This window comes from Streptacidiphilus pinicola (assembly GCF_003258295.1).
GTDB classification, from domain to species: domain Bacteria; phylum Actinomycetota; class Actinomycetes; order Streptomycetales; family Streptomycetaceae; genus Streptacidiphilus; species Streptacidiphilus pinicola.
This window is the reverse complement of record NZ_QKYN01000148.1, coordinates 1-12330: the sequence shown is the minus strand read 5'-3', so window position 1 is coordinate 12330 and position 12330 is coordinate 1. Positions and strand designations below refer to the sequence as shown.

Genomic DNA, 12330 nt, shown 5'->3' with positions numbered 1-12330 from the left:
TGCCAGCGTCAGGGGCGCTCGCTCTCGTAGGGGAAGCGGGCGAGCGGGGCCTCGGTCGCGAAGAAGGTCTTGGCGCGCTTCAGGGCCTGTTCGTCGTCCAGCACCTGGCCCGGGCGCGAGCCGTTGCCCAGCAGGACGCCGCCGAAGCGCATGCCCATGAACGCGGCGGTGTGGTGGAGCGTCAGCTCCAGGGGCCGGGCGACCTCCTCCTCGGGGTGGGCCATCGCCGTGACGCCCCACAGGGTACGGCTGGCCATCTTCGACCGGAATTCGGGGTCGGGCGTGCGCAGCCACTTGGACCAGTAGTCCAGGTAGCGCTTGGCGTAGGAGGAGAGCGAGTACCAGTACAGCGGCGAGGCGATCACGATGTCCGAGGCCGCGAGGGTCGCCTCGTGCAGCAGTGCCTCGTTCTCCTGCTCGGGCCAGGGCTCGGCGCTGTGCCGGGAGTCCTGGTAGTCCGGCAAGCGGTGCTCGGTGAGGTCCAGCCAACGCTGCTCGAAGCCGGACGGCAACTGCTCCGCCGCCGCCCGGGCGAGCAGCTCGGTGTTGCCGTCCGGACGGGCGCCGGCGAGGAGGAAGAGGAAGGATCGCGTGGTCACGGGGGCGGCAACCGCCGCCGGGGGAGTGCTATTCCGCCGGCGAACGTGAGCTGCGCTGGGCGGCGAGGGCGCGCCCGCGGTCGAACTCCGCGATCGGGTCCGCGGCGTCCGTCCACGGGTAGGCGCCGCACCAGCGGCCGAGGAGCTGGAACTGTTCCAGCGCCGCGTCGTACTGCTCGGCCCGGAGCAGGAAGTGCGCCAGCAGGTGGCGCAGCGCGGGCAGCCGCTCGTCGTCGGCCGGCAGGGCGAGCAGGCAGACGCGGACCCGGTCGAGGAGCTGCACGGCGCGTGGGCCGGACGGCAGGGCGGCCTTGCGGCCCTCCAGTTCGTGCAGCGCGTGCAGGTAGGTGCCGGCCAGTGCGCTGCCCTCGGGTGAGGCGGCGAGGGCGGCCTCGGCGAACTGCATCATCGCCTCGTTGGAGCCGTGCCACTTGGCGCACCAGTACTGCATGGCCTGCCAGTGCCCGTCGACGTGCAGTGGGGTGCGAGCCTGGAGGCCGGCCCAGAGCGGCTGGAACTGCTCGTGGGAGTAACGCAGTCCGCGCGCGGCGGTGATCATCACGACCCAGGGGCCGGGGTTCTCGGGCGCCAGCTCGGCGGCGGCGCGGGCGGCCTCCATGGACGCGGGCAGCATCTGCTTGAACTTCGCCATCCGCTCCGGCGGCACCTGGTTGGCGAAGCCGCCGCCGCGCACCTTCCAGGCGTTGTGCAGCAGCAGGCTCGCGTGGAGGGTGGCGGCGTCGGCGTTGTCCGGCTGGTCGGCGCGCCACTTGGCGAGCCAGGTCTCGTCCTCGCCCGCCAGGTACTGCAGCAGCTCCAGCCGGGACCAGCGCTCGTCCCAATCGTTCCCCGCCTCGGCGACGTACGCGGCGGCGGGCTGGAAGTCACCGGCCCAGGCCGCGTCGGCGATGCCCTGCCTGCGGGCGGTCAGCTCCGCCGACGGCGGCGGAGCCGCACGGCTCGCGTCCAGCTCCGCGCGTGGGACCAGGCCGAAGGCCTCCGGCCGGAAGCTGTCGATGAGCTTGAGGTTGCGACGACCGCGCAGGGCCTGTCCCAGCTGGCGGCGCAGGGCGAAGAGCGTCGCGAGGGCCGCGATCGCGATGACGAGTGAGGGCACGGCGGGGATCATCCACGGCGTGCCCCGCCCTTGTCCAGACCTTTCCGCGCGCTCCCGCGGTGCCGCTGCCCGCCCCCCCGAGCTCGGGAGCGGGCAGCGGGTGCGGCTACTCCTCCCAGCGCGCCGCGAAGGAGGCGCGGACGCGGGACTGGGCGGCCGGGCCGCCGCCGAGGTGGGCGGTGGCGAGGTGGTCGAGGCCCAGCAGCGCGGCGCCGACCACCGGTGGGGTGGTGACGACGCGGGGGACGGCGAGCGGGGCGGTCGCCGCGAGACGGGTGAACACGGCGTCCATCAGCAGCGGCTGACGCGCCGCCAGTACGCCGCCGCCAAGCACCACGTCGGCCCGGGCGTCGAGAAGACCCAGGCGACGCAGCGCCACCGTGGCCAGCGCGACGATCTCGTCGGCCTGGCGCTCCACCAGCTGCGCCGCCGTCGGGTCGCCCTGCTCCGCGCAGCGGAAGAGGACGGGGACGAGCTCGTGCAGCCGGCCCTCCGCCACCTCGCCGAGGTGGACCGCCTCGGCGACCGCGCTCGCGCTCGGCAGGCCGAAGTGCTCGGCGACCGCCGCCGCCAGCGCGGTGGGCTCGCCGCGGCCGTCCTCGGCGCGAGTGGAGGACCACATGACCTCCAACGCGATGCCGCCGCCGCCACCCCAGTCGCCGGTGATCTGGCCGAGCGCGGGGAACCGCGCCGTGCGGCCGTCCGGCAGCAGGCCGACGCAGTTGATGCCGGCGCCGCAGACCACCGCGACGCCGCGCGGCGCGTCCGTGCCGGCTCGCAGCAGCGCGAAGGTGTCGTTGGCCACGACCGTGGTGCGCGACCAGCCGCGCGCCGCGATGGCCTGCTGGAACTCCCGTTCCTCGACGGGCAGGTCCGCATTGGCCAGGCACGCCGAGACGTGGGTGACCAGCGGCCCCTGGCCGCCGCTGACGTCCAGCCCGGCCTCCGCCGCGGCCGCGACGACGAGCGCGGCCAGGCCGTCGATCGCGCCGTCGGCGCCGCTGAGGTACGGGCGGAAGCCGCCGCCGCGCGCGGTGCCGAGGACGGTTCCGTCCGCGGTCACCAGCGCCACGTCGGTCTTGCTGTTGCCGGCGTCGATCGCGAGCACACCCGGGACCAGTTCGGTCCCGACCGCTCCCACGGTCCCCGCGCCGATGGGATTCCCGACCTCGTCGTCCTCGGACTCGTTCGACTCGTTCGGTGTGTCAGTGATCAAGGTCGTCACGCCCACGCCAGGTGCTCGTGGTTGTGGGCGATCAGACGGTCCGTCAACTGCTCGGCCAGGTCCAGCTGTCCCACCAGCGGGTGGGCCAGCAGGGCCTGGAAGACCCGGTCCCGGCCGCCGCGCAGGGCGGCGTCCAGGGCGAGCTGCTCGTAGCCGGTGACGTGCGCGATCAGACCCGCATACAGCGGCTCGACGGTCGGAACCGGGAGCGGCCGCGCGCCCGAGCCGTCGACCAGTGCCGGAACCTCGATCACCGCGTCGTCCGGCAGGAACGGCAGCGTGCCGGCGTTCAGGACGTTGACCACCTGCTCGGACGGCTCCCCACCCTGCGTGCCGAGAAGAGAGGCGACCAGCTGAACCGCGGCCTCGCTGTAAAAGGCGCCGCCGCGCTGCGCCAGCAGCTCCGGCTTCTCGTCCAGCGTCGGGTCCGCGTACATGGCCAGCAGTTCCTTCTCGATCGCCGCCACCTTCGAGGCACGCGAACCCTGCTGCTTCAACTCCGCGACGACGTTGTCGTGCTCGTAGAAGTAGCGCAGGTAGTAGGAGGGGACCACGCCCAACTGCCGCACCAGCGACAGCGGCAGTTCCAGGTCCTCGGCGATCGACTCGCCGTGCGCGGAGATCAGCTCCGGCAGCACGTCCTTGCCGTCGAGGCGGACGCCGCGCTCCCAGGTGAGGTGGTTCAGGCCCACGTGGTCCAGCTGGATCCGCTCCGGCGCGACGCCGAGCAGGCCCGCGAACTTGCGCTGGAAGCCGATCGCCACGTTGCAGAGCCCGACCGCCTTGTGACCATGCGTCAGCAGCGCCCGCGTCACGATGCCGACCGGGTTGGTGAAATCGACGATCCAGGCGTCCGGGTTGGCCCGGCGCACCCGCTCGGCGATGTCGAGGACGACCGGGACGGTGCGCAGCGCCTTCGCCAACCCGCCGGCGCCGGTGGTCTCCTGGCCGACGCAGCCGCACTCCAGCGGCCACGTCTCGTCCTGGTTGCGGGCTGCCTGCCCGCCGACGCGCAGCTGCAGCAGCACCGCGTCGGCGCCCTGGACGGACGCGTCGAGGTCGGTGGAGGTGGTGATGACGCCGGGGTGGCCCTGCTTGGCGAAGATCCGCCGGGCCAGGCCGCCGACCAGCTCCAGCCGCTCCGCGGCCGGGTCGACCAGCACCAACTCGCCGATGGGCAGAGTGTCGCGGAGTCTGGCGAAGCCGTCGATCAGCTCCGGCGTGTACGTCGAGCCGCCCCCGACGACAACCAGCTTGAGGCTCATCAGCCCTTGACTCCTGTCAGTGTCACGCCCTCGATGAAGGCCTTCTGGGCGAAGAAGAACACGATGATCACGGGCGCCATCACCAGCAGGGTGGCGGCCATGGTCAGGTTCCAGTCCGTGTGGTGCGCGCTGTGGAAGGTCTGCAGACCGTAGGAGACGGTCCACGCGTTGGGGTTCTGCGCGAGGTAGATCTGCGGGCCGAAGAAGTCGTTCCAGCAGTAGAAGAACTGGAACAGGGCGACCGCGGAGACGGCCGGCTTGATCATCGGCAGCACGACCCGGCGCAGCGTGGTCCACTCGCCGCAGCCGTCGACCTTGGCCGCGTCCAGGTACTCCTTGGGGATGGTCAGCAGGAACTGACGCAGCAGGAAGATGGAGAACGCGTCACCGAAGGCCATCGGGATGACCAGCGGCCAGATGGTGCCGGTCAGGTGCAGTTGGTTGGTCCACAGCAGGTACATCGGCACGATGATCACCTGCGGCGGCAGCATCATCATCGAGATGACCGCCATCATCGCCGCCCGGCGGCCGGGGAAGCGGAACTTCGCCAGCGCGTAGGCGGCCGGGACGGAGGAGACCACCGTCAGCACGGTCCCGATCACCGAGTACTCGATGCTGTTCTTCCACCAGTCGGTGAAGCCCGGCACCTTGAAGACGTTGACGTAGTTGCTCCACACCCAGTGCTGTGGCCAGACGTTGGCGCTGAGCGTCTGGTTGTCGCTCATCAGCGAGGTGAGGAAGAGGAAGACGAACGGCAGCAGGAAGAACAGCGCCGCGGCGATGCCGAGCGAGTGCACGGCGATCCAGTTGAGGCGCCGCTGCCGCACCGCGCGACGGTGCGCGGCGGACTTCGGCCCGGTGGCGGAGGCGCTGCGCGCCGGGTTCAGGGTCAGGGTGTCGCTCATGGTTGCTCGGTCCCTTCCGGCCTAGTCGTCGCCCATGAGGCCGGCACGCCGGCGCATCAGCAGGGAGGTGAAGGCCATCGCGAGTACGAACAGGACCAGCGAGACCACGCAGGCCGAGCCGATGTCGTCGTTGCTCTGGAAGCCGAGGTTGTAGACGAGTTGGGGCACGGTCCAGGTGGATCCGCCCGGGTAGCCGGGGAAGTAGTTCTGGCCGGAGCCCGACAGCGTCCCGGAGGCGACCTGTCCGGCCACCATCGCCTGCGTGTAGTACTGCAGCGTCTGGATCACGCCGGTGACCACGGCGAACATGATGATCGGCATGATGTTCGGCAGCGTCACGTAGCGGAACCGCTGGAAGGGCCCTGCGCCGTCGAGGGACGCGGCCTCGTACTGCTCGGTGGGCACGTCGAGCAGGGCGGCCATGAAGATGACCATCAGGTCGCCGATGCCCCACAGGGCCAGCAGCACCAGCGACGGCTTGGACCAGTTCGGGTCGTTGAACCAGCCGGGCTGGGGCAGGCCGAGCTGCCCGAGCAGGTGGTTGACCGGGCCGGTACCGGGGTTGAGCAGGAAGGCGAAGCCGATGGTCGCCGCCACCGGCGGGGCCAGGTACGGCAGGTAGAACGCGGTGCGGAAGAAGCCGGCCCCGGTCTTGATCTTGGTGATCAGCATGCCGATGCCGAGCCCGAAGATCACCCGCAGCGTGACCATCACCACGACCAGCCACAGCGTGTTGCGCATGGCGGTCCAGAAGTACGGGTTCTGGGTCAGGACGTAGGTCCAGTTCTTCCCGCCCACGAAGTTCGGCGGGTTGTACCCGTCGTAGTGCATGAAGGAGAAGTAGACGGTGGAGATCAGCGGGTAGGCGAAGAAGATCGCGAAGCCGATCAGCCAGGGAGAGAGGAAGGCCAGGGCCGTTCGCAGTTCACGACGGTGCTTGCGCCTGAGCGCGGGAGCGACCGGGGTCTTGCCTGCGCGGGCCCGAGGCGGGGTGGGGGACAGGCCGGTCTCGGCTGTCGTGCTGCTCATGGACGGTCACCACCGGGCGAGGAGCGAGGAGGGGCGAAGAAGGGGGCCGGACCGGCCGGGCCAGGGCGTTGGAGATCCCGGCCGGCCCGGGGCTCTGGGTTCTGAGCTCTGGGTTCGGAGGTCTGGGTTCTGAACTCTGGGCTCTGGCTCTAGTGGGAGCTGGCCTGGGCGAGGGAGCTGTTGATGTCCGTGTCGGCCTTCTGCAGAGCCGCCGTCACGTCCGTCTGCTTGCCCGACTGGAGGTCCAGGCCGAGGTTCTGCAGGATCGTCACGTAGGCGTCGCCGTCCGGCGTCGCGGGCTGGGTGACCGAGCCGGGGTTCGAGGCGACGTTCAGGAAGGTCTGGAACTGCGTCGGCAGCTTCAGGTTCGGCGACTTGAGCGCGGCGATGGTGCTCGGCACGTTGTCGATCGCGTTGGCGAAGGTGGTCAGCGCGTCGGTGTTCGTGGTCATGTACTTCACGAACTCCCAGGCCGCGGCCTGGTTCTGGCTGTTGCGGTTGATGCCGATGACCGTGCCGGTCTGGAAGCCCATGCCGTAGGTCGAGGCCTTGTCGTCCGGCACCGGGAACGGCGCGGTGGCCCAGTTGAACTTCACGTTGTCCTGCTGCAGGTTGGAGACGCGCCACTCGCCGTCCATTTGCATGGCGACCTTGCCCTTGTCGAAGGCGTTGGCGGCGAACTCGTCGCCGTAGCCGGTGCGCAGCTTCTCCAGGTGCGCGTAGCCGCCGAGCTTGTTGATCAGGTCCTTCTGCCAGGAGAACAGGGCCGGCCAGGTCGGGTCGGCGGCCAGGTTCGACTTGCCGTCGGAGGTGAAGTAGGTCGGACCGTACTGCCCGCCGACGTAGCCGGTGTTCTGCTCGTAGTAGTCCCACACCGGCATGTAGCCGAGCTGCTGGGAGCCGTCGCCCTTGGTCAGCTTGACCGCGTCGGCGGCCAGCTCGGAGAAGGTCTTCGGCGGGGAGGAGATGCCGGCGGCCTTGAACATGTCGACGTTGTAGTAGAGGCCGTACGCGTCGCCCAGCAGGGGGAGCGAACACTGGTCGCCCTTGTACTGCGTGTAGTTGAGCATCGCCGGCGAGAAGGTGGTCTTCGGGTCGATCCCGTCCTTCTGCAGCAGCGGGTTGAGGTCGATCCACGCGCCGGTGGAGCAGAACTTGCCCACGTCGGTGGTGGAGAAGTCGGAGACCACGTCGGGCGCGTTGGCGCCGGTCGCGCGCATGCCCTGGGTGATGGTGTCGGCGGAGACCGCCTTGACCGCCTTGATCTTGATGTTCGGGTGCAGCTTCTCGAAGCCCGCGATGTTGGCGTTGATGGCGGTGAGCTCGTTCGGCTGGCTCCAGCCGTGCCAGAACGTGATGGTCACCGGCTTGTCGCTGGAACCGGTGTTGCCCTGGGAGCCGGAGTTGGGCTGACCGGTGCAGGCGGCGGCGGTCTGCGCGAGGGATGCGGCGACAGCGAGAGCGGCTGCGGTTCGGCGTCCTCTACGGACGCCGGGCTGAACGATCGACACGGGATCTCCAGTGGGGTCGGACCGGTTGAGAGTGCACTGAGCTACGGGCGCGGCAGGTGCGTGGCCGGTCCGTGGTCTCTTGGGGGTGGTGCGTGTACCGAAGGTGGTGCGGTCGGTGGTGCGGTCAGTGGGTGGAGAAGACCTGCTCCCGTGCTGTCGCCAGCGCGGTCTGCAGCGCGCCGACGACTACGGGCGGGCCGGACAGCTCGCTCAGCAGCAGCCGGGGTCTGGGGATGGCCAGACCGCTCAGCTCCTCCTGGACCAGCGAGCGCAGTCGCTCCCCGCCGGCCCGCGGGACCTGGCCGCTCAGCACGACCAGCTCCGGGTCGACGACCGCGACCAGGGCCGCGAGGCCGGTGGCCATCCGTTCGGCCAGGGTCCGCAGGAACCCCTCCTCGTCGCGGGTGAGGGCCTCGGCCACGACCTCCTGCGCGGTCGCGCCGCTGAGCCCGTGCTCGGCGGCCAGGGTCAGCACCGCCGGCGCACCGGCCAACTCCTGGAAACCGCCGGAGTTCTCGGTCTCCAGATCCACGTTCTTGATCAGTGGCGCGCCCGGCATCGGCATGTAGCCGATCTCGCCCGCGCCGCCGGTGTGACCGCGGTGCATCCGGCCGCCCAGGACCAGGGCGGCACCGATGCCCGCCTCGACCCAGAGCAGCACGAAGTCCTGGACGCCCTGCGCCAGCCCGACCCGCTGCTCGGCGACGGCGGCCAGGTTGACGTCGTTCTCCAGCGCGACCGGCACGCCCAGAGCCTCCGTCAGTTCGGCCACCAGGTGCGCGGACTGCCAGCCGATCAGGTGCGGCGCGTAACGCAGCAGCCCGGTCGTCGGGTCGAGCGCGCCCGGGGTGCCGATGACGACCTGCTTCAGCAGTGAACGCTCCAGGCCGGCCGCCGCGGTAGCGGTGTCCAGCGCCGTGGTGACCTGGGCCAGCGCGTCTCCGGGCGCGACGTGGGACTGGAGCGGCAGCCGGTGCTCGGTGACGATCGCGCCGGTGATGTCCGCGATCGCGATGCGGATCCGCTCCGACGACACGTCGAGCCCGGCCACGTACGCGGCCCGCGGGTTGATCTCGTACAGCTGCGCGCCGGGCCCGGGCCGACCGGCGGTCGTGCCCACGGGGACGACCAGCCCCGCGGACTCCAGCCGTGCCAACAGCTGGGACGCGGTGGGCTTGGACAGACCGGTCAGCTGGCCGAGCTGGGTGCGGGAGAGGGGCCCCTGCTCCAGCAGCAGCTCGAGCGCCGCCCGGTCGTTGATCGCGCGCAGCAGGCGGGGAGTGCCGGGCTGCGAGGGGTTGCCGGTGCCGCTGGACATGGCGTTGAATCACCCTCCTCGTTCGTGCCCAGCACCCTAACGGGTGTGAACTATTAGGAAACTTTCCTATTGGTCGAGGAAGGTACGGCGGCCGTGGGGGGATGTCAATGCCCCGGGAACCCTCCGATCTCGTTGGAGACCGAAGCGTTACCCGGGGCACTGCTCGTGGTGCTCAGGCCGCGACCGCGGCCTCCTCGCGCTCCTCGGCCCGGTCGGCCGCCGTCTCCGCGGCGAGCAGCGCCGGGGTCGGCCGGCCCTTCCGCTCGAACAGGCCGGTCAGGGCGAGGGCGGCGGCGCCGACGGCGGCCCAGATCACCAGGATCCAGACGTCGCTCGCGAACCCGGCCCGGCCGTCGAAGTAGAGCAGGCTGCGGGAACCCTCGACGAAGCCCGAGCCGATCCAGAACGCGTGCAGCGAGGCGAAGAAGCCGTTCTGCAGCTCCGGCCGGAAGACGCCGCCGGAGGAGGTGAAGTTGAGCATCACGAAGAGCAGCATCGTGCCGAGCGTGGTCCACCGGCCGAGGAAGCGGTGCAGGGCGGTGCCGATCGCCACGACGGCGAAGGAGTAGACCCAGGCCAGCCCGAAGAGTCCGAACAGGTCGTGCTGCACGAAGTGGAACACCGGCCCGGCGAGCACGGTGCCGATCACGGCGACCGCGAAGGAGACGCCGAGGCAGAGCGCGGCCCGCGTCCGCATCCGCAGCACGGCGCCCGCGCCGCCGAGGACCGCGACGCTGCCGTAGGAGCCGATGCTGATCGCGACGAGCAGGAAGAAGAGCGCCTGGTTGGTCGGGTCCTGGCTGGGCATCGGCGTCAGGTCGTCGACGGTGAGCGGCTGGTGCTGCGCCGCGGCGACCTGGGTGAAGATCTTCTGTGCGACCTCGACGTCGGTGGCGGAGTTGGCGGTGGCGACCGTCAGCGTCGGCGCGGTCGCGGCGTTCGCGGCCGGGGTGTAGGCGGCGATCAGGGTGCGGTCCATGATCTGGGCCTGGGCGGCGGCCGGGGTGGCGATGGTACTGACGTCGAGGGCGTCGCCGGCTGTGTCCTTGAGGGTCTGGGCCAGCACGTCGGCCTGCGGTCCGCTGCCGACGACGGCGACCTTCATGTGGTGCGGGGAGGGTGCGTGGAACGCGCTCTCGTACGCGAGGCCCATGCCGATGCACATGAGTATCGGCAGCAGCAGGTGCGTGAGCACCTTGCGGAGTGCGGCGCGCTCGGACATCTCGATCCCATCCAAAGGTTGTAAAGTACAACTGATGCTAAGTTGTACTTTACAACGGATTCGAGATTGATGCCAGTTACAACTACTTCTGCTGCGCCGGGTCGTCCAGGCCCGGGATCGGGGCGGTCGCCCGGGACTGCGCGCTGTTCGGGTCCCCGAGCGCCGAGGGCGCGCCGATGTCCGACGGCGTCGCCCGCTGCGCCGGTACGGCGTCGGCCGGCGGGGGCACGACGCCGAGTCGGATGTCGGCCGCCTCCAGGGCCTCCTTGATCCGGCGCCGCAGCTCACGGCTGACGCCGAGCGACTTGCCCGGCATCACCTTGGCCTGCACGTGCATGATCATCGCGGTCGCGTCGAGCGAGTCGACGCCGAGGACCTTGACCGGCTCCCACAGCGCCTCGGCCCACTCCTCCTCCTGGCCCATGTTCTCGGTCGCAGCCACGATGATCTTCTCGACCTTGTCCAGGTCCTCGTGGTAGCCGAGCGGGATCTCCACGTTCGCCGTGGCCCAGCCCTGACTCAGGTTGGCGATCCGCTTCACCTCGCCGTTGCGGATGTACCAGATCTCCCCGCCCGCCCCGCGCAGCTTGGTCACCCGCAGGCCCACCTCCAGCACGGTGCCGGTGGCCACGCCGGTGTCGATCTGGTCGCCGACGCCGTACTGGTCCTCGATGATCATGAAGACGCCGGACAGGAAGTCCGTCACCAGGTTGCGCGCGCCGAAGCCGATCGCGACGCCCGCGACACCCGCACTGGCCAGCAGCGGTGCCAGGTTGATGCCCAGCACCGGCAGGATCGTGATCGCCGCCGTGCCCAGGATCACGAAGGACGCGACGCTGCGCAGCACCGAGCCCATCGCCTGGGACCGTTGCCGGCGTCGCTCGGCGTTCGCCAGCAGCCCGTTGAGCAGGGCGTTGTGGGCCGCGTGGTGGTGGCTCGCCACCATCCGCTCGACCAGCTTGTCGATCAGTCGCACCACGACGGCGCGCACCACGATCGCGATGACCGCGATGAACAGGATCCGCAGGCCGTCGGTGACCCAGCCCGTCCAGTGGCTGCTCACGTAGCTGACGGCCTGGTCGGCCTGCTGCAGGGTCGCGTGCACGTTCGTCGGCCCGCTGGAGGGGCTCGTCGCGGCGGTCGGAGGTTTCTGGCTGGACATCCGCCCAGACTACCGAGCCCCGCGGAACCCGCCGTGCCGCTCCCGCGGCGCACTTTGCGCACGTCTTCCGGGCTGACCCTGTGTGACCGGGCTTGACCTGCGGTGACTGTGGGCATAGAGCCCCTGTGGGCTTCCGGTGTGGGGGAGCACACACCCGGACGGATCTCCGGTGATGCTGGCGCCCCGGCCACTTCGGCGGCGACACTGTCAGGAGATCACCACGCCTGGGTGATCGGTCGTCCCGGCGCGAGCCACGCGCCGTCGGCGGAAAGGGAGGCCCTCGTGCCGCATGTTCTGGTCCTGAACGCGTCCTACGAGCCATTGGGCGTCGTCTCGCTACGACGCGCCCTGGTGCTTGTCCTCGACAAGAAGGCGGTGAGCCTCGAGGACACCGGGGTACTGATGCACAGCGCGACCACAGCCATATCCGCTCCATCCGTCGTCCGGCTCACCCGGTTCGTGCGGATCCCCTTTCGCGGGCCCGTCCCGCTCACGCGTCGCGCGCTCTTCGCCCGCGACGGTGGGCGTTGCGTGTACTGCGGTGGCGTCGCAACCAGCGTCGACCACGTGGTGCCGCGCAGCAGGGGCGGCCAGCACGCGTGGGACAACGTGGTGGCAGCCTGCCGCCGCTGCAACCACGTGAAGGCGGACCGCCACCTCGCCGACCTCGGGTGGCGCATGAAGCGCCAGCCGGCTCCGCCCACGGGCCTGGCCTGGCGCATCATCGGCACGGGACACCGCGACCCGCGGTGGCGCCCTTACCTCGAGCCCTACGGCACGGCGGAGGAGCTCGCCCACTTGGCGTCTGGGCGCGCCATGTCACACCACCATCCCGACTTCCCCCCACCGGCCCCGGCCGAGCTCACCGCGTAACACGCGGAACGCTCACCGGGGCTTTTGCTTTCGGTGCGCTCCCGCAGGTCGTTGCACTATCCAGAGCCTCGCGCCGCTGGACAGTGCAACGACCTGCGGGAGCG

General features: G+C 70.5%; 11 protein-coding genes. 1 reads left to right on the top strand and 10 read right to left on the bottom strand.

Annotated features, from left to right (window positions below; genetic code table 11):
- Positions 1-8: 8 nt before the first annotated feature.
- From DN069_RS31775 to DN069_RS31730, 10 genes are all read right to left on the bottom strand, one after another.
- Positions 9-599: a flavodoxin family protein gene (locus tag DN069_RS31775; protein ID WP_111506697.1), complete on the bottom strand. Its 591-nt coding sequence runs from the start codon at positions 597-599 to the stop codon at positions 9-11.
- 28 nt (positions 600-627) lie between these two features.
- Positions 628-1716, bottom strand: coding sequence for a hypothetical protein (locus tag DN069_RS31770; protein ID WP_133260103.1), 1089 nt, complete (start codon positions 1714-1716; stop codon positions 628-630).
- Positions 1717-1822: 106 nt separating this feature from the next.
- The gene (locus DN069_RS31765; RefSeq protein ID WP_424556349.1) at positions 1823-2857 is read right to left on the bottom strand and encodes an N-acetylglucosamine kinase; all 1035 of its coding nucleotides are present in this window, start codon (positions 2855-2857) and stop codon (positions 1823-1825) included.
- Positions 2858-2937: 80 nt separating this feature from the next.
- Positions 2938-4206 carry a 6-phospho-beta-glucosidase gene (locus tag DN069_RS31760; protein WP_111506695.1) on the bottom strand — a complete coding sequence of 423 codons (1269 nt, stop codon included), beginning with the start codon at positions 4204-4206 and terminating at the stop codon, positions 2938-2940.
- The gene (locus tag DN069_RS31755; RefSeq protein WP_111506694.1) at positions 4206-5111 is read right to left on the bottom strand and encodes a carbohydrate ABC transporter permease; all 906 of its coding nucleotides are present in this window, start codon (positions 5109-5111) and stop codon (positions 4206-4208) included. The genes DN069_RS31760 and DN069_RS31755 overlap by 1 nt, the downstream gene beginning before the upstream one ends.
- Before the next feature lie 21 nt (positions 5112-5132).
- On the bottom strand, positions 5133-6140 hold the full coding sequence (locus tag DN069_RS31750) for a carbohydrate ABC transporter permease (RefSeq protein ID WP_111506693.1): 1008 nt from the start codon (positions 6138-6140) through the stop codon (positions 5133-5135).
- A gap of 149 nt (positions 6141-6289) precedes the next feature.
- Positions 6290-7651 (bottom strand): ABC transporter substrate-binding protein, encoded by a 1362-nt coding sequence (locus DN069_RS31745; protein WP_243639994.1) that lies wholly within the window; start codon positions 7649-7651, stop codon positions 6290-6292.
- 124 nt (positions 7652-7775) lie between these two features.
- Positions 7776-8969 (bottom strand): ROK family transcriptional regulator, encoded by a 1194-nt coding sequence (locus DN069_RS31740; protein WP_111506692.1) that lies wholly within the window; start codon positions 8967-8969, stop codon positions 7776-7778.
- A gap of 172 nt (positions 8970-9141) precedes the next feature.
- A complete protein-coding gene (locus DN069_RS31735; RefSeq protein WP_111506691.1) occupies positions 9142-10191 on the bottom strand; it encodes an ABC-2 transporter permease in 1050 nt (349 codons plus the stop codon).
- An 82-nt stretch (positions 10192-10273) separates the two neighbouring features.
- Positions 10274-11353, bottom strand: coding sequence for a mechanosensitive ion channel family protein (locus tag DN069_RS31730; protein WP_111506690.1), 1080 nt, complete (start codon positions 11351-11353; stop codon positions 10274-10276).
- A gap of 282 nt (positions 11354-11635) precedes the next feature.
- On the opposite strand from DN069_RS31730, the gene DN069_RS31725 reads away from it, so the two are divergent.
- Positions 11636-12226 (top strand): HNH endonuclease, encoded by a 591-nt coding sequence (locus DN069_RS31725; protein ID WP_111506698.1) that lies wholly within the window; start codon positions 11636-11638, stop codon positions 12224-12226.
- Positions 12227-12330: the final 104 nt, after the last annotated feature.